15 protein-coding genes are annotated in these 14,846 nt (G+C 70.9%); 8 read left to right on the top strand and 7 right to left on the bottom strand.

What is annotated here, in order from left to right; all coding sequences use genetic code 11:
* The first annotated feature begins 52 nt into the window (after positions 1 to 52).
* Positions 53 to 913, top strand: a complete 861-nt coding sequence (locus ACIA77_RS49560) for a tryptophan 2,3-dioxygenase (RefSeq protein ID WP_395893202.1) — start codon at positions 53 to 55, stop codon at positions 911 to 913.
* Between the two features lie 2 nt (positions 914 to 915).
* Here ACIA77_RS49560 and ACIA77_RS49555 read toward each other — a convergent pair whose 3' ends face one another.
* A complete protein-coding gene (locus ACIA77_RS49555) occupies positions 916 to 1,857 on the bottom strand; it encodes a D-2-hydroxyacid dehydrogenase family protein (protein WP_395893201.1) in 942 nt (313 codons plus the stop codon).
* Between the two features lie 72 nt (positions 1,858 to 1,929).
* Between ACIA77_RS49555 and ACIA77_RS49550 the strand changes: the two genes are divergently transcribed.
* Both ACIA77_RS49550 and ACIA77_RS49545 read left to right on the top strand, forming a co-directional pair.
* A complete protein-coding gene (locus tag ACIA77_RS49550) occupies positions 1,930 to 3,312 on the top strand; it encodes an amidase (RefSeq protein ID WP_395893200.1) in 1,383 nt (460 codons plus the stop codon).
* Positions 3,293 to 4,243: a ring-cleaving dioxygenase gene (locus tag ACIA77_RS49545; RefSeq protein ID WP_395893199.1), complete on the top strand. Its 951-nt coding sequence runs from the start codon at positions 3,293 to 3,295 to the stop codon at positions 4,241 to 4,243. Before ACIA77_RS49550 ends, ACIA77_RS49545 begins: the two co-directional genes overlap by 20 nt.
* A 24-nt stretch (positions 4,244 to 4,267) precedes the next feature.
* On the opposite strand, the gene ACIA77_RS49540 is transcribed toward ACIA77_RS49545, so the two are convergent.
* Genes ACIA77_RS49540 through ACIA77_RS49530 form a run of 3 tightly spaced genes read right to left on the bottom strand, consistent with a single transcriptional unit; the run spans position 4,268 to position 7,914 of the window.
* On the bottom strand, positions 4,268 to 5,032 hold the full coding sequence (locus ACIA77_RS49540; protein WP_395893198.1) for a citryl-CoA lyase: 765 nt from the start codon (positions 5,030 to 5,032) through the stop codon (positions 4,268 to 4,270).
* A gap of 16 nt (positions 5,033 to 5,048) precedes the next feature.
* Positions 5,049 to 6,572, bottom strand: coding sequence for a class I adenylate-forming enzyme family protein (locus ACIA77_RS49535; RefSeq protein ID WP_395893197.1), 1,524 nt, complete (start codon positions 6,570 to 6,572; stop codon positions 5,049 to 5,051).
* A gap of 13 nt (positions 6,573 to 6,585) precedes the next feature.
* Positions 6,586 to 7,914: an MFS transporter gene (locus tag ACIA77_RS49530; RefSeq protein WP_395893196.1), complete on the bottom strand. Its 1,329-nt coding sequence runs from the start codon at positions 7,912 to 7,914 to the stop codon at positions 6,586 to 6,588.
* A 97-nt stretch (positions 7,915 to 8,011) separates the two neighbouring features.
* Here ACIA77_RS49530 and ACIA77_RS49525 point away from each other — a divergent pair, with 97 nt between their 5' ends.
* From ACIA77_RS49525 to ACIA77_RS49515, 3 genes are read left to right on the top strand one after another with little or no spacing between them, the layout of a single operon-like run.
* Positions 8,012 to 8,803 (top strand): IclR family transcriptional regulator C-terminal domain-containing protein, encoded by a 792-nt coding sequence (locus ACIA77_RS49525; protein WP_395893234.1) that lies wholly within the window; start codon positions 8,012 to 8,014, stop codon positions 8,801 to 8,803.
* A gap of 22 nt (positions 8,804 to 8,825) precedes the next feature.
* Positions 8,826 to 9,230, top strand: coding sequence for a hypothetical protein (locus ACIA77_RS49520; protein ID WP_395893195.1), 405 nt, complete (start codon positions 8,826 to 8,828; stop codon positions 9,228 to 9,230).
* Positions 9,214 to 9,609 carry a hypothetical protein gene (locus tag ACIA77_RS49515; RefSeq protein WP_395893194.1) on the top strand — a complete coding sequence of 132 codons (396 nt, stop codon included), beginning with the start codon at positions 9,214 to 9,216 and terminating at the stop codon, positions 9,607 to 9,609. Before ACIA77_RS49520 ends, ACIA77_RS49515 begins: the two co-directional genes overlap by 17 nt.
* A gap of 30 nt (positions 9,610 to 9,639) precedes the next feature.
* On the opposite strand, the gene ACIA77_RS49510 is transcribed toward ACIA77_RS49515, so the two are convergent.
* Positions 9,640 to 10,536, bottom strand: a complete 897-nt coding sequence (locus ACIA77_RS49510) for an alpha/beta hydrolase (RefSeq protein WP_395893193.1) — start codon at positions 10,534 to 10,536, stop codon at positions 9,640 to 9,642.
* A 51-nt stretch (positions 10,537 to 10,587) separates the two neighbouring features.
* Here ACIA77_RS49510 and ACIA77_RS49505 point away from each other — a divergent pair, with 51 nt between their 5' ends.
* On the top strand, positions 10,588 to 11,478 hold the full coding sequence (locus ACIA77_RS49505) for a helix-turn-helix transcriptional regulator (protein ID WP_395893192.1): 891 nt from the start codon (positions 10,588 to 10,590) through the stop codon (positions 11,476 to 11,478).
* Between the two features lie 264 nt (positions 11,479 to 11,742).
* A complete protein-coding gene (locus ACIA77_RS49500) occupies positions 11,743 to 12,876 on the top strand; it encodes a hypothetical protein (RefSeq protein ID WP_395893191.1) in 1,134 nt (377 codons plus the stop codon).
* Positions 12,877 to 12,966: 90 nt separating this feature from the next.
* Here the strand turns inward: ACIA77_RS49500 and ACIA77_RS49495 are convergent, their stop codons facing one another.
* Both ACIA77_RS49495 and ACIA77_RS49490 read right to left on the bottom strand, forming a co-directional pair.
* Positions 12,967 to 13,524, bottom strand: coding sequence for a dihydrofolate reductase family protein (locus ACIA77_RS49495; protein ID WP_395893190.1), 558 nt, complete (start codon positions 13,522 to 13,524; stop codon positions 12,967 to 12,969).
* A gap of 237 nt (positions 13,525 to 13,761) precedes the next feature.
* Entirely contained in the window at positions 13,762 to 14,586 is an 825-nt protein-coding gene (locus tag ACIA77_RS49490) for an alpha/beta fold hydrolase (protein ID WP_395893189.1), read from the bottom strand.
* Positions 14,587 to 14,846 lie beyond the last annotated feature (260 nt).

Below are 14,846 nucleotides of genomic sequence, written 5' to 3'. Positions count from 1 at the left end.
TTCGAGTTTCACTATACGCAGCTGATCCGCGAAAACAGCCGAGGAGACAGCCATGGGAACAGCCGAGGGCCACCGGGGCCTGCTCAACCAGCCGGGGCCGGACGCGCCCGGCGAGCGGACGCCGTATGCCTCCTACGTCCGCAACGAGGACCTGCACACCCTCCAGGAGCTGGTCAGCGACAGTCCGGCCGAGCCGGCGTTCCTCGTCAACGCGCAGGTCATGGAGCTCTACTTCGGCCTGGTCGTCCACGAGCTGCGCACCGCCCAGCGCGAACTGCGCGCCGATGACCTCCGCCGTGCCCTCACCACGCTCAAGCGCACCGCCGCCCACCTGCGGGCGCTGAGCGGGATGTGGGACTCCCTCGCGTGGCTGACGCCCGCCGAGCTCATGCCCGTGCTGCGCGGTCTCGCCGAACACCACGGCAAGGACAGCGCCCTGCAGTCGTGGATGTACCGCTGGCTCGTCTACTTGCTGGGTACGAAGTCCGCCGACGGGCTCACGCCGCTGGACGCCACGCCCACGCGCCAGGGCCAGCTGCGCGAAGCCCTCGAAGCGCCCAGCCTGTACGACGACGTCCTGGACCTGCTGGCCCGCCGCGGTCACCCGATCCCGGCCGGGCACCTGGACCGCGACTACGCCGCGCCGTACGTCTCCCACGCCACCGTGACGGAGGCGTGGCGCGTGGTCTACCAGGACCCCGCGGCGAACCCGGAGCTCTTCGCGCTGGGTGAGGCGCTCGCGGACGTCGCCGAGGAGTTCACGAACTGGAAGCACCGCCACCTCGTGTCGGTGCGGCGCACGTTCGGCGACCGCGCTGCCTACTACGGCGAACCGGGCGTGAGCTGGCTCGGGCCGACGATCGCCGAACTCCCGTTCCCGGAGCTGTGGACCGCCCGCGCCGCCGTCGAATGAGCTCAGCTCAGCACGCGGATCGGGGTTCCCGCCTGGAACGCGGCGATGTCCTCGACCGCGTCCCGGTAGAAGGTCGTGTAGAGCTCCTTCGCGACGTACCCGATGTGCGGCGTGAGGACGACGTTGTCGAGGCTGCGCAGCGGGTGCTCGGCGGGCAGCGGCTCGAGGTCGAACACGTCGAGCGCGGCGCCGCCGATCGTCTTGCGGCGCAACGCTTCGAGCAGCGCCGGCTCGTCGACGATCGGGCCGCGCGAGGTGTTCACCAGCAGCGCGGTCGGCTTCATGCGGGCGAGTTCGGCCTCGCCGACCAGGCCCCGGGACTGCGCGGTGAGCACGAGGTGGAGCGACAGCACGTCGGCGCGTTCGAAGAGCTCGTCCCTGGTCACCGCGGTCGCGCCGTGCTCGGCCGCCCGCTCCGGCGTGAGGCTGCGGCTCCACGCGATCGTCTCCATGCCGAACGCGCGGCCGATCCGCGCGACGGCCGAACCGACGTCGCCGAGGCCGAGCACGCCGAGCGTCTTGCCGCGCAGCGTCGTGCCGACGCCGACCTGCCACCCGCCCTCGCGCACGGACCGGAACTCGGCCGGCAGGTTGCGCGCGGCGGCGAGGATCAGCGCCCACGTGTGCTCGACGGTGGAGCGGCCGTCGTAGCCGGTGGCCGACACGACGACCCCGTTGCGCCGGGCCGCCGCCAGGTCCACGGCGGCGTTGCGCGCGCCCGTGGTGACCAGCAGTTTCAGGTTCGGCAGCCGGTCGAAGACCTCGGCGGGGAAGCGCGTGCGCTCGCGCATCGCGACCACGACGTCGAAATCCGCGAGGGCGCGCACCACGTCGTCCGGCCCGGTGAACGGCCGGGGGAACACCCGCACGCGCGCGCCGAGGGAATCCCAGTCGGCGAAGGTCAGTGCGACCTGCTGGTAGTCGTCGAGGATCGCGATCTCCATCGCAGTCTCCTTTTCGGGGATGATCGGGCAGCCCGCTGGCGAAGGCGTGGTTTCGACTGTACGGTGCAGTACATGTCCCACGGGATGAGCCCCCTCACACCCGGCGAAGTGTCGTGGTCGGCGACCTCGCTGCTGGCTGCTTTCCGCGACGGCCGGCTGTCTCCCGGCGAAGTGGTCGAGGCGCTCGCGGGCCGGGCCGCCGAACGGGAGCCGGTCCTCAACGCGCTGACCACCGAGGACTTCGACGCGGCGAGCCGGCAGGCCGCCGACGCCGGGCAGCGGTGGTCGCGCGGGAGCGCGCGGCCGCTCGAAGGCGTGCCGGTCCTCGTGAAGGACCTCATCGACACCGAAGGCCTGCGCACCACGCACGGGTCGGCGATGTTCGCCGCCCACACCCCGGCCGCCGACGCCGACGTCGTCGCGGCCATCCGCCGCGCGGGCGGGATCGTGCTCGGCAAAACGGCCACGCACGAGTTCGCCTGGGGCGTCACCACGGACAACCCGCACTTCGGCGCGGCCCGCAACCCGTGGGACCCGGCGCGGATCCCGGGTGGTTCGAGCGGCGGTTCGGCCGCGGCGCTCGCCGCGGGGTACGCGCCGCTCGCGCTGGGCAGCGACACCGCCGGGTCCGTGCGGCTGCCCGCGTCGTTCTGCGGCATCGCCGGCCTGCGACCCACGTTCGGCGCCGTACCCGTCGGCGGCGCGTTCCCGCTCGCGCCGTCGGTCGACGTCGTCGGGCCGATGGCGCGGACGGTCGCCGACCTCCGTCTCTTGTGGACGGTCATCGGCCCCGCCTCCCGCCCGGCGGGGCCGGCGGCCCGCGTCGGCCTCCTGTGCGAAGCCGACGGTGTCCGGCCGGAGCACGACGCCCTCACCCCGGCCGCGGACCGGCTCGCCGACGCGGGAGTGGAGGTCGTCGAGCTCGACGCGAGCGCGCTGCCGCCCGCGTATCCCTTGCTGGGCGCGACGATCCTCGCCGAAGGACTGCTCGGCCACCGGCGCCGCGGACTCTGGCCGGAACGGGCGGGGGAGTACGGCGCCGACGTGCGGGCGCGGCTCGAACTCGCGGAGGCGGCCGACCCGGCGGACTACCTCGACGCCCAGCACGGCCGCGCGCTGCTGCGGTCCGCGTGGGCCGAGCTGTTCACCCGCGTCGACGTGGTGCTGTCGCCGGCCGCGGCCGTGGCGCCGCCGCGGATCGACGCCGTGCCCGCCGACTTCCGGCAGCGCGTGCTGCCCGCGATCTCCGCGCAGAGCCTCGCCGGGCTGCCCGCACTGGTCGTGCCCGGCGGTCTCGACCGGGCCGGGCTGCCCGTCGGCGTCCAGCTGACCGCGCCGGCGTGGCGCGAGGAGCTGCTGTTCGCGACGGGGCAGCTCGTCGAGCAGGTCACCGAGAAGCTCACCGAGAAGTTCACCGAGGAGAAGGAAAGCCCCCATGTCCTACATCAGCGGTAGCCACCACATCACCATGTCGGTGAACGGGGCCCAGGAAGACGTCGACTTCCACGTCAACGTGCTGGGCCTGCGGCTGATCAAGCGGACCGTGCTGTTCGACGGCAAGATCCCGATCTACCACCTGTACTACAGCAACGCCGACGGCGACCCGAGCGCCGTGCTCACGACGTTTCCCTTCGCGCAGGCCGGAATCCGCGGCCGACGCGGCACGAACCAGGCGCGCGAGGTGCTGCTGGCCGTGCCGTCGGGTTCGCTGAACTACTGGTCCGACCGCCTGACCGGCCGCGCGGCCGACGTGCACGACGCGACGGTGTTCGACCGCCGCCGCGTGCTGTTCCGCCACCCGTGCGGCATCGAGTACCAGCTGGTGGAGGTCGACGACGACCCGCGGCGCGGCTTCACCGGCGGTGGGGTGCCGGAGGAACACGCGATCCACGGGATCTACGGCGTCGGCGTGCACGTGACCGGCCCGGACACCGCCGTCGAGTTCGCCGCCGACCACCTCGGCGCCCGCGAGGGGCTGGCCGAGGGTGACCGGTTCGCGTTCGAGGCGGGCAAACCGGGTCTCGGCGGGGCGGTCGAGCTCGTGGTGAACCGCACGGACGACCCCGGCACGTGGATCTACGGCGGCGGCACCATCCACCACTTCGCGTGGAACGCCGACACGCTCGAGAACCAGGACGAGCTGAAGTTCGAGATCGAGGGCGCGGGCTACACGGACATGTCCGAGGTGCGCAACCGCAAGTACTTCAAGTCCGTTTACGTCCGCTCGCCCGGCGGCGCGCTGTTCGAACTCGCCGTGACGCACAACGAAGGCGGCTGGGACTGCGACGAGTCGCCGCAGGAGCTGGGCAAGCGCTTCCAGCTGCCGGAGCAGTTCGAATCGCGCCGCGACGAGATCCTGGGCGAGCTCGAACCCATCGACATCTGAGCCCGAGCCGCCCCGGCTCGGGCGTCACTCGTGGTGCCGCGTCGCGGCTTCGTCGACCTCGCGCCAGATCGCGGGCGCGGTGGGCGTGCGGATCTCCTCCAGCACGTGCCCGACGAGGCCGACGGCGCGGGCCATCACACCGATGCCGCGGGTCACACGCCAGTCGATGCCCAGCCGCGACGCGATGGCGCCGATCGCGCCCGTGACGTTCACCGGCAGCACCTTGCCCAGCGCGTCGCCGGCTTGGCGTGCGACCTCGCGGATCAGCGTGACCTGCGGCCCGCCGAGGCCGGCGTCGTCGAGCAGGCCGAAGAGGCGTTCCGCGCGCGGGTCGAGCGGCTTGTGGATCGGGTGGCCGATGCCGGGGACGATCGCCTTGGCGGACACGAACTTCTCGACGATGACCGCGGCTTCGGCCTCCAGGTCGCCGTCGAGGTTCGCCTCCTGCACGTAGCGCGCAGCGCCCTCGATGGAGCCGACGAACGTGCTCCCGAGCCCGAGCAGCCCGGCCGCCACCGCGCTCTGCAGCGACTCCGGCGCGCCGTAGCGGGTCATCCGCGTGGCGATGGCGCTGGGCGTGAGGCCGTGTTCCACGAGGCTGACGGTGAGCGCGTTGAACACAGTGGACTCACCGGGTGTGGGCAGGCGCCCCGTCAGTTCCAGGAATCCCATGTCACCGAGGTTCACCTTGCCGACGAGGTCGTCGACGAGGTCGTGGCCGAACACGGTGATGGTCTTGGCGGTGCTCCAGCTGATGTCGGACCGGAAGTCCGGGGACTCGAACGACATGCGGTTCCTCCCTTGCTCAGGCGTGCTTCTCGAGCTCGCTGCGGACGACCTTCCCCGAAGCGTTGCGCGGCAACGTCTCCGGGGCCACGAAGTGGATCTCGCGTGGCCGTTTGAACTTGGCCAGCTGCGTGCCGCACAGCTCGATCAGCTCGGCCGCCGTCACGGCGTCCCCGGCTCGCGCGACGAACGCGACCGGCACCTCGCCCCACGTGGCGTCGGGGCGCCGGACGACCACGGCTTCGAGCACTTCGGGGTGGCGCAGCAGCGCGCGTTCGATCTCGGCGGGGTAGATGTTCTCGCCCCCGCTCTTGATCAGGTACTTCGCGCGGTCGACGAAGTCCAGCGTGCCGTCGGGGTTGCGCACGAACACGTCCCCGAGGTGGAACCAGCCGCCACGGAAGTCGTGAGCGGTGGTCGCCGGGTCGTTCCAGTACCCGCTGAACACCGTGGGGCCGCGCATGCACAGCTCACCCGGCTGCCCGTCGGGGACCTCCTCGTCGTCGGGGCCGACGAGCTTGATCTCGCAGTAGGCGCTCTGCACCTTGCTCAGCCGCCGCGGTTCGACGCCCACCGCGAGCGCGTCACCCGAGCACGGCGGGCACCCGGTTTCGGTGGTGCCGAAGGTGTTCGCGAACGGCGCGTCGAGCAGGCGCGTGATCTCGGCGATCTCGTCGGGGCCGATGAGGTCCGGCATCACCCCGCACAGCCGCACGCCTTTCGGGGTGATCTGCTTTTCGCGCAGCACCTCGGCGAAGCGGCGCACGGTGCCGGGCATGAGCAGCAGCCAGCCGATGCGTTCGGTCGCCACGGCGTGGGCGAGCGCGGCGGGGTCGAACCCGTCGACGACCACGACCTTGCCGCCGCTGATCAGCGTGCTCACCGAATTGTCGAACGCACCCATGTGGCTCAGCGGTGACCACGCGACGAACGCGTCGGCACCCGCGAGGCCGTACTCGGCGCGCGTGGCCGAACTGCGGGCGATCTCGGCGCGGTGGCTGATCGCGGCGCCCTTCGGCACCCCCGTGGTGCCGCTGGTGTAGATGACGATCAGGACGTCTTCCGGTTGTGCCGCCAACGGTCCGCGCCACGGGTCCGTCGCGCTCAGCGCGGCTTCGAAGCGGTCGCCGAACTCGAGTTTCGGTTCGGTGCGTTGTCCGAGCACTTCGGCGAACTTCCGCGTGGCGCCTTCCGAGGTGATGAGCACCGCCGGCTCGACGAGGTTCAGGCAGGCGACCAGCTCACCGGGAGCGGCGCGCAGGCCCGGGCACGCGACGGTCGCGCCGAGCACCGCCGCGGCCAGGACCACCTCGAGGTGCTCGGTGCGGTTCTCCGACACCACCGCGACGCGGTCGCCGCGCGTCACGCCCCGGCCGGCCAGCACCGCCGCGATCCGGCGGCTGCGGTCGGCGAGCTCGCCGTAGGTGACCCGGCGCTCGCCCGACTGCAGCGCGATGCGGCCGGGGTGGGTCCGGGCCCGGTTCTCGAACAGGGTGCCGACGGTGCTGCCGGCGGCGTCGAGGGCCGGATTTCCTTGTGTCATCCAGGTTCCTTCGTCAGCTCACGGCCGAGCCGGACCGGGGCCCGGCGCTCGGCACGACGTCTTCGGGTTCGGCTTCGCGCAGCGGTTTCACCAGCAGCACGCCCACGACGCCGATGAGACTGGTCAGAGCCATCCAGCCGGCGATCGCCCACGGGCTGCCGTGTTGCCAGCCGAGCAGGGCCGTCGCGATCAGCGGCGCGAGGCCACCACCCACGACGGTGCCGCCTTCGCGGCCGACGGAGATCGCGCTGTACCGGCTGCGCGTGCCGAACAGCCCGGCGAAGTAGCCGGCCTGGATGGCGTCGGTCGCCGCGCCCGCCCCGGCGATGCCGATCGTGACGGCGATGATCACCGGCGCGACGCCCAAGCTGTCCACCAGCAGGAAGAACGGGAACGCGAACGCGGCCTGGAAGAGCAGGCTGACGACCATGACCCGGCCGAAGCCGAAGCGGTCGCCGAGGTGGCCGTAGACCGGGCACAGCACGCACGCGACGGCCGCGCCGATCACCGTGGCCCACAGGATCTGCGATTTGCCCAGGCCCAGCTGTTTCGTGGCGTAGGTGAGGACGAAAACGGAGACGATGTTGAACGTCGCGTTCTGGCCGACCCGCATGAGGAAGATGGCGACCATGTTGCGCGGCTTCCGGAACGCGCGCAGCAGCGGCGCGCGTTCCTGCTCGCCGGCGCGCTTGATGCGGTCGAACTCCCGCGTCTCCGGCAGGCTCTTGCGCATCCACAGCCCGAGCCCGACGAGCACGACGCTGAGCAGGAACGGGATGCGCCAGGCCCAGCTCAGCAGCTGGTCGTTGCTGACCAGCGCGCCGATCACCACGTAGACCACGGACGCCAGGATCAGGCCCGCGAAGACGGCGCTGGAGAGGAACCCGCCCCAGAACCCGGGGCGGGTGCTGCCGTTCTCCTTCGTCAGCAGCGCGGCGCCGCCCCACTCGCCGCCGGTGCCGATGCCCTGGACGATGCGCAGCACCACCAGCAGGATCGGGGCGGCCGCGCCGATCTGGCCGTACGTGGGCAGCAGGCCGACCGCGAGCGTCGCCAGTCCCATGGCCAGCAGTGTGACGATCAGGGCGTTCTTGCGGCCGATGCGGTCACCGACGTGCCCGAAGATCGCGCCGCCGAGCGGCCGGGCGACGAACCCGGTGGCGAAGGTGGCGAACGACAGCAGGGAACCGTTGAGCGAATTCGCGGACGGGAAGAACAGGCTCGGGAAGATCAGGGCCGAAGCCGTGCCGTACAGGAAGAAGTCGTACCACTCCACGACCGTGCCGAACGACGCGGCGATCGTGGCCCGCCGGGTCAGGTGGGAACTGCTCTCAGTACGCACGCCGAGCCTCCTCGTTGAGCCGGACCAGTGCTAGAGTTTTCGCTAAGCGAAGAAGTTTCCGCTGAGCGACAACAGACGTTAAGAAGGGCGGGTGCCGATGTCAAGCGCGGACAAGGAACAGTTCGTCACGTCGCTGGCCAGGGGATTGACGGTGTTGCGGGCGTTCGGTCCGGAACAGCCCGAAATGTCCCTGAGTCAGGTCGCCGCCGCGACGGGCCTGTCCCCGGCCGCCGCGCGCCGGTTCCTGCTGACGCTGGTGGAGCTCGGCTACCTGGCTCAGGTGGACAAGCGGTTCGTGCTGACGCCGCGGGTGCTGGAACTGTCCGCGGGGTACACGCGCTCGATGAACCTGAGCAGCCTGGCGCAGCCCCTGCTCCAGCGCGTGCGCGACGAAACGGGCGACAGCGTCTCCCTGACCGCACTGGCGGGTACCGACATCCTCCACGTGGTCCACGTGCAAACCGACCGTTTGATGCGCTTCGCCATCACTCCGGGCGCCCGCGTGCCCGCCTACGTCAGCGCCTCCGGACGGGCGATCTTGGCGCACCAGTCGCCGTCCTTTGTGGACTCATTTCTGGCGGGCACCACGTTGGCCCCGCGCACTTCCCGCACGATCACCTCGCCGGCCGCCCTGCGCTCCGCACTCGCCGACGTCCGCCGCGACGGCTACGCGGTCGTGGTCGACGAACTGGACGTCGGCATCACCGCACTGGGCTGCCCGGTGTTCGGCGGGTCGGTCATCGCGGGCGTCAGCTGCTCCACGGTGTCGGGCTACCTGCCCGTCGACGAGTTCATCGCCACGCGGCTGCCGTTGCTGCGCGAGCTGGCGGAGAGCCTGGGCCGGGAGTTCGAGCGGTTCCCGGCCCTGCTGCACTCGTTCGGGATGTAGGTTGATCTCCTGGGGGTGAGCGATGTTGTCGACCAGCCGCGGACTGGCTGTGCGGGATCTGCTGTCCTACGACGAACCCGCCCCGGCTGACTGGGGCGACTCGTGCAGTGAGGACGACTTCCTGCGCGTGTGCGGGGTCGCGGACCGGCTCGTCTACCAAGGGCAGTCGACTCCTTCGGGTGCGGGCATGATGTACGCCAAGGCCATCGCGTTGGCAGCCGTCTTCATGCACGAAGGTGCACCCCGTGACCTGGCGAGGAAACGTCGACGCACGCTCCCGGAACTCTCGTCGGAGGAGAGCCGTCGCATCTCCTTTGACCGCTCGCCGGACTTCGAGGAGCAGCGCAAGCGCGGCACGTACTACGGCGTCACCGACGCGGTGAAGGCGTTCTGGGGCGAAGGAGCGCGCGATGTTGTCGACCAGTAGAGGCTCGGCCCCCCGGGATTTGCTGGAGTATGGCGAAGACGCGGTGGCTGTCTGGGTGATGTCGTGCAGCGACGATGATTTTCTGAAGGTCTGCGCGATCGCGGACTGGCTCCTGCTCAACGGCCCCACCTCGCCTTCGGGAGCGAGCATGGTGATTGCGAAGGGCATCGCCGCCGCGGCGGTGTGTGTGCACGACGGGGCGCCGAGGGAACCGGTCAGGAAACGCCGCTGGAAGGTTCCCGAACCGTCGCCGGAGGAGCGCGCCGACCCCGCGTTCGCCCGGAGCCCGGATCTGAAGGAGCAGTGGGCCAAGGGCCAGTACTACGGCGTCACCGACGCGGTGAAGGCGTTCTGGGGCAGCGAATCCCGAACCACCTGACGTGGCTCAGGACCCGCCGCCGGCAGCTTCCTACTTCGCCAGTTCCTTCGTGAAGAACGCCGCCAGCTTGTCCACCGCCGGGGTCACGAATTCGTCCTTGTCGTACAGGTCCACGTGCGACGCGCCGTCCAGCCAGGCGAGTTCCTTCGGCCCCGCGGCGCGTTGGAACGCCTCGACGCTCATCCACGAAGTCACCGCGTCGCGGCCGGCGACCATGAGCAGGGGCTGCGTCAGCAGGTCCAGCGCGGCGAAGGCGTCGAACGTCGCGATGCGGTCGACGCTGGACCACGGCAGTGTTTTGGCCGAACGCGGGTGGCCGCCGCGCGGGGTGCAGTAGTACTCCCAGCCCTCGTGGACGTGCCGGCCGCCCGCGCGTGCCTCCGAGGCCGAGGAGGGGAACGGCGGGAACGACTGCACCCCTTCGCCGCGGGCTTCGGCGGTGCGGGCGGCCGCCGCGGCGTCCAGGAGGCTGCGGAAAACCGGGGCGGGCTGCGTGCCGTCCGCGCCGAGGCGGAACTGACGCGCGATATCGACCGCCGAGACGGTGCCGACGGCCTTGATGCGGTGGTCCGTCGCGGCGGCGGCGAGGCCGTAGCCGCCCGAGGCGCAGATGCCGAGGAGGCCGATGCGATCCGGGTCGACGTCGGCGCGGGTCGTCAGGGAGGAGACCGCGGCCTTGAGGTCTTCGACGCGCTGGGCGGGGTCCTCCAACCCGCGGGGCAGCCCTTCGCTCTCGCCCTGGTAGGCGGCGTCGTACGCGAGGGTCACGAAGCCCGCGGAGGCCAGGCGCTGGGCGTACAGGCCGGCCGCCTGCTCCTTGACGCCCGTGCCGGGGTGGCCGACGACCAGGGCGCCGAGCGGCTCCTCGGCCGGGAGGTGGAGGTGGCCGGCGATTTCGAGTCCGTTGCTGCGGAAAGTCACGTTCACGGGTTCCACCCTCGGCCCGCCGCGGGGCGCGTACCAGGGAAGGAACTGCCTATGCAGTCCAGTACCAGGCACGCGGCCACCCCGTGGGGGAAACTGGGCGACGTGAGTGAACTCGGCGAATTCCTCCGCGCCCGGCGCGCCGCGCTCGACCCGCGCGACGCCGGTCTGCCCGACGACGGCCGCCTGCGCCGCGTCCCGGGCCTGCGCCGCGAGGAGCTCGCGCAGCTCGCGCACGTGAGCGTCGACTACGTCGTGCGCCTCGAACAAGGCCGCACACGCCGCGTGTCCCGGCCGGTGCTCGAAGCGCTCGCCGACGCGCTGCGGCTCGCCACCGACGAGCGCGACTACCTGTTCACCGTCGCCGAGGTCGCGCCGGCGCCCGCGCGCCGCGCCGCCCGGCCCGAGGTCGCGCCGCGGCTGCAGCAGCTGCTCGACACCATGCCCGACATCCCCGCCATGGTGCTCAACCGCCGCACCGACGTCCTCGCCTGGAACCGCGGCGCCGCCGCCCTGCTCACCGATTTCGGCGCGCTGCCCGCCGACGAGCGCAACCTCATTCGCCTCACCTTCCTCGACCCCGCCTTCCGCTCGCTGTACCGCGACTGGGAGCGCTCGGCCCGCGAATGCGTCGCCACGCTGCGCATGGAGGCCGGCCGCACGCCGAACGACCGCGCGCTGAGCAACCTCATCGGCGAGCTCACCGTGCGCGACCCGGATTTCCGCACGTGGTGGGCGACGCACCAGGTCCGTGGCCCGCGCCGGCTCGCGAAGACCTACGTGCACCCCGTCGCGGGCACACTGGTGGTCGACGTCCAGCAGTTCTCCGTCGACACCCACCCCGGCCAGCAGCTCGTCGCCTACACCGCCGAACCGGGCTCGCAGTCGGAAGAAGCGCTGCGGTTCCTGCTGCGCTGGTCCACCGACGAGGTGCCCGCCCGCTAGCGTCTACTGTGGACGATTCCGGCGCGGGTAGTTGAATCTGGAATCGTTCCCCTGAACAGAGCAACGCGTTTTTCGCCCAGTGGGAGCCACCGCGGATCGGCCAGGTGACCTAGTACTTCTGGCTGAGGCAACGGGCTTGCGACCCGTCGATGGGTGTAGGCCATCCCGGGGGTCTTCGCGCGGAGGGGGTTTCAAGAACAACACCGGCCCTAGGGTGATCTTGCTTCGTGATCTTGATCCGAATCACTCAAAGGGGAATCCACAGTGCAGAAGAGGTTGCTCACCAGATCTCTCGCCGCCGCGGGGACGCTGTGCGCGCTGACGCTGGCCACGGCCGTGCCGGCGTTCGCAGCCGAGCCGTCGACCGTCGAACAGGACGTCGACGCGCTGTACCAGAACGTCGTGGACCTGTACGGCAGCATCCCGGCCAGCGCGTTGAAGGGGATCGACCCGCTGATCGACTCGCCGGTGGACCACATCGGCAAGAAGCAGGCCAACGCGGCGCAGGGCCCGATCCCGGGCTGCACCGAAGGCGCGCTGCTGCAGTACGCGGACAAGGCGGCTTCGGAGCTGACCCCGGTTGAGGGCAAGGCCTTCGACGCGCTGTCGGCGCTCGGCCAGCTGTACGCCGAGGGGGTGGCGTCGGACAAGACGCCGCAGGTGTTCGGCACCGACGGGCAGTACACGCAGCGCGCGAGCGCCACGATCGGCAAGCTGCGCGGCTTCTGGGACATCGAGAGCTGGAACATCCAGCTCGTCGCCTGGAAGGGCACCGACCTCGGCAGCCAGGACAAGATGGCGCAGACCTACGGCGTCGGCTTCGACCCGGCGCGCGCCAAGGAAGCGGCCGCGCTCACGAGCAAGGTCCTGTACGAACTGCCGGCGCTGCAGGGCGGGCGCAACCCGCTCCTGACGCTGAACGCGTTCTCCGCGCCCGCCAACGACATCGGTGGTAAGCGCGTGGCCCTCGGTGACGGCATCCTCGACGTCACCAAGTCCCTCGGCTTCGACGACGTCTCGGTCGAAGCCGTTCTCGGCCACGAGTACGGTCACCAGCTCGACTTCGCCCACAACAACTTCCCGGGCAACGAGTCGGGCGAAATGGGCCCGGACGCCTACGGCGGCTACTTCGTGGCGCACGCCAAGGGTGAGGTCTTCGACGCCCGCGCCCAGCAGGAGGTCACCTACCTCAACGCCTCCATCGGCGACTGCTTCCACTCCCACGGCACTCCGGACCAGCGCAAAGCTGCCGGCGCGTGGGGTGAGCAGCAGGCGACGAGCCAGGGCAACCCGAACAAGATCGTCCCCTCGGCGACGATGGTGACCAAGTTCCAGAAGGAGTACCCGAAGCTCGTTCCGTCCGACGACCAGGCTCAGCTGGCCGCGGCGCACAGCTGATCTTTCCGTGAGCGGCGAGCCGTTTCCCCCGGGGGAGAGACGGCTCGCCGTGCTATGTCCACACCGGACAGTGTCGAGTCCGCTTCGGCCTCACCGCCGGACGACGAACCGCAGGTGCGTCACGCCCTCGTCCTCCAGCCGCCGTACGAGGTCCAATTCGGTGGGTTCGACGGACTCGAACAGCCGCCGTCCGGCCCCGAGCAGGACGGGGACCAGGTGGATCTCCAGCTCGTCCAGCAGGCCGGCGCGCAGCAGCGCCTGCGCCGTCCCCGCGCCGTGCACCATGGTGGCGCGCTCGCCCGCCGCGGCCCGGGCGTCGCGAGCGCAGGCGGCGACGTCGGTGTAGTAGCGGATGGGCGGTACGTCGGCGGGACCGACGTGGTGCGTCAGGATGTGGATCGGCACGCCGTCGTGGTGGTCGCCCTGCCAGCGGCCGGCCAGTTCGAAGGTGCGGCGCCCCGAGATGAGGGCGCCGGTCGCCATCGCCTCGCCGAAGATCCGGCCGCTGGCGCCGTCGCCGTTGCGGTGGTCGAGCCAGTTGAACAGCCGCCCGCCGCCGCGGCCGAGCTCCTGCCCGGGCCGGTCGTCGGGGCCGGCGATGAAACCGTCGAGCGACATGGTCATGTACAGCCTGATGGGTCCGGTCACGATTGCCTCCTCGCGTCACGGATACGTCGAACGGGCCGCGACCGGATCGACAGCAGCCGCCGGACGGATGGACAGACGGAAAACCCGCCCGCTACCGGCGAGTTCTGCCCCGCGGAGCCGGCTTCCGCCCGGAAGCTGACACCGCGGCAGAACCAGGCGGTCGCGAAGCTGCAGGAACGCCTCGCGGGCTGACCCAGCGGACCGACGCCGCGGCGGCGCCGGTCCTTTGTGGACGGATCAGGAGCGGAAGAACTCCAGCAGGTCAGCGTTGATCGTCTCCGCCTTGGTGGTCGGCATGCCGTGGGGGAAGCCCGGGTAGGTCTTGAGCGTGCCGTTCTGCAGGAGTTTCGCCGAGAGCGGCGCGGCGTCGGCGTAGGGGACGATCTGGTCGTCGTCGCCGTGGCCGACGAAGACGGGGACGGTGATCTTCTTGAGGTCTTCGGTGAAGTCGGTCTGGGAGAAGGCGACGATGCCGTCGTAGTGGGCCTTCGCGCCGCCGGTCATGCCCTGGCGCCACCAGTTCTCGATGATCGCCTCGTCGGGTTCGACGCCGGGGCGGTTGAAGCCGTAGAACGGGCCCGACGCGAGGTTGCGGTAGAAAACCGAGCGGTTGGCGGCGAGCTGCGCCTGCAGGTCGTCGAAGACGCTCTTCGGGAGCCCACCCGGGTTGTCCGGTGTTTGCACCATCAACGGGGGGACAGCGCTGAGGATGGCCGCCTTGGCGACGCGCGACTCGCCGTGGCGCGCGAGGTAGTGCACGACCTCCCCACCGCCGGTGGAGTGCCCGACGTGGATCGCGTCGTGCAGGTCGAGGTGCGCGGTGACGGCGGCGAGGTCGTCGGCGTAGTGGTCCATGTCGTGCCCGTCGCCGACTTGCGAGGATCTTCCGTGGCCACGGCGGTCGTGCGCGACGACGCGGTAACCGTGCTGCAGGAAGAACAGCAGCTGGGTGTCCCAGTCATCGGACGAGAGCGGCCAGCCGTGGCTGAACACGATCGGCTGGCCGGTGCCCCAGTCCTTGTAGAAGATCTCGACACCGTCGTTCGTGGTGATCGTCGGCATAAGCGCGGTCTCCGTTCGCTCAGGGGTGCGACGGACCCCGCCCGCCGCGTCGGTGCCCACGATGCCCGGAGCGGCGCGGGCCGACAAGGATCGTGAAAAACAGCTACAGGCAAGATGATCTCCGGCGCTCGCCCGCCGGTCTGACCCGAAAAACAAGGGGCCTGCCGTGCCTTGTAAGCGATACGTCGACCGGCCGGGCGGGCGCCACCGGCACGACCGGTGGCGGGGACGTGGCCTGATAGGAGCCCGAGCAATCCCAC

The organism is Amycolatopsis sp. NPDC051903, from assembly GCF_044452505.1.
In the GTDB taxonomy this organism is placed as follows: Bacteria; Actinomycetota; Actinomycetes; order Mycobacteriales; family Pseudonocardiaceae; genus Amycolatopsis.
This window is presented reverse-complemented; position numbering and strand designations above follow the sequence as displayed.

Coding starts and splice junctions, on each gene's coding strand:
- ACIA77_RS49540 (WP_395893198.1), bottom strand. CDS start 5,032: ATGTCGTTCGAGTCCCCGGACTTCCGGTCCGACATCAGCTGGAGCACC.
- ACIA77_RS49550 (WP_395893200.1), top strand. CDS start 1,930: ATGTCCCACGGGATGAGCCCCCTCACACCCGGCGAAGTGTCGTGGTCG.
- ACIA77_RS49535 (WP_395893197.1), bottom strand. CDS start 6,572: ATGACACAAGGAAATCCGGCCCTCGACGCCGCCGGCAGCACCGTCGGC.
- ACIA77_RS49555 (WP_395893201.1), bottom strand. CDS start 1,857: ATGGAGATCGCGATCCTCGACGACTACCAGCAGGTCGCACTGACCTTC.
- ACIA77_RS49545 (WP_395893199.1), top strand. CDS start 3,293: ATGTCCTACATCAGCGGTAGCCACCACATCACCATGTCGGTGAACGGG.
- ACIA77_RS49505 (WP_395893192.1), top strand. CDS start 10,588: ATGCAGTCCAGTACCAGGCACGCGGCCACCCCGTGGGGGAAACTGGGC.
- ACIA77_RS49515 (WP_395893194.1), top strand. CDS start 9,214: ATGTTGTCGACCAGTAGAGGCTCGGCCCCCCGGGATTTGCTGGAGTAT.
- ACIA77_RS49560 (WP_395893202.1), top strand. CDS start 53: ATGGGAACAGCCGAGGGCCACCGGGGCCTGCTCAACCAGCCGGGGCCG.
- ACIA77_RS49525 (WP_395893234.1), top strand. CDS start 8,012: ATGTCAAGCGCGGACAAGGAACAGTTCGTCACGTCGCTGGCCAGGGGA.
- ACIA77_RS49490 (WP_395893189.1), bottom strand. CDS start 14,586: ATGCCGACGATCACCACGAACGACGGTGTCGAGATCTTCTACAAGGAC.
- ACIA77_RS49520 (WP_395893195.1), top strand. CDS start 8,826: ATGTTGTCGACCAGCCGCGGACTGGCTGTGCGGGATCTGCTGTCCTAC.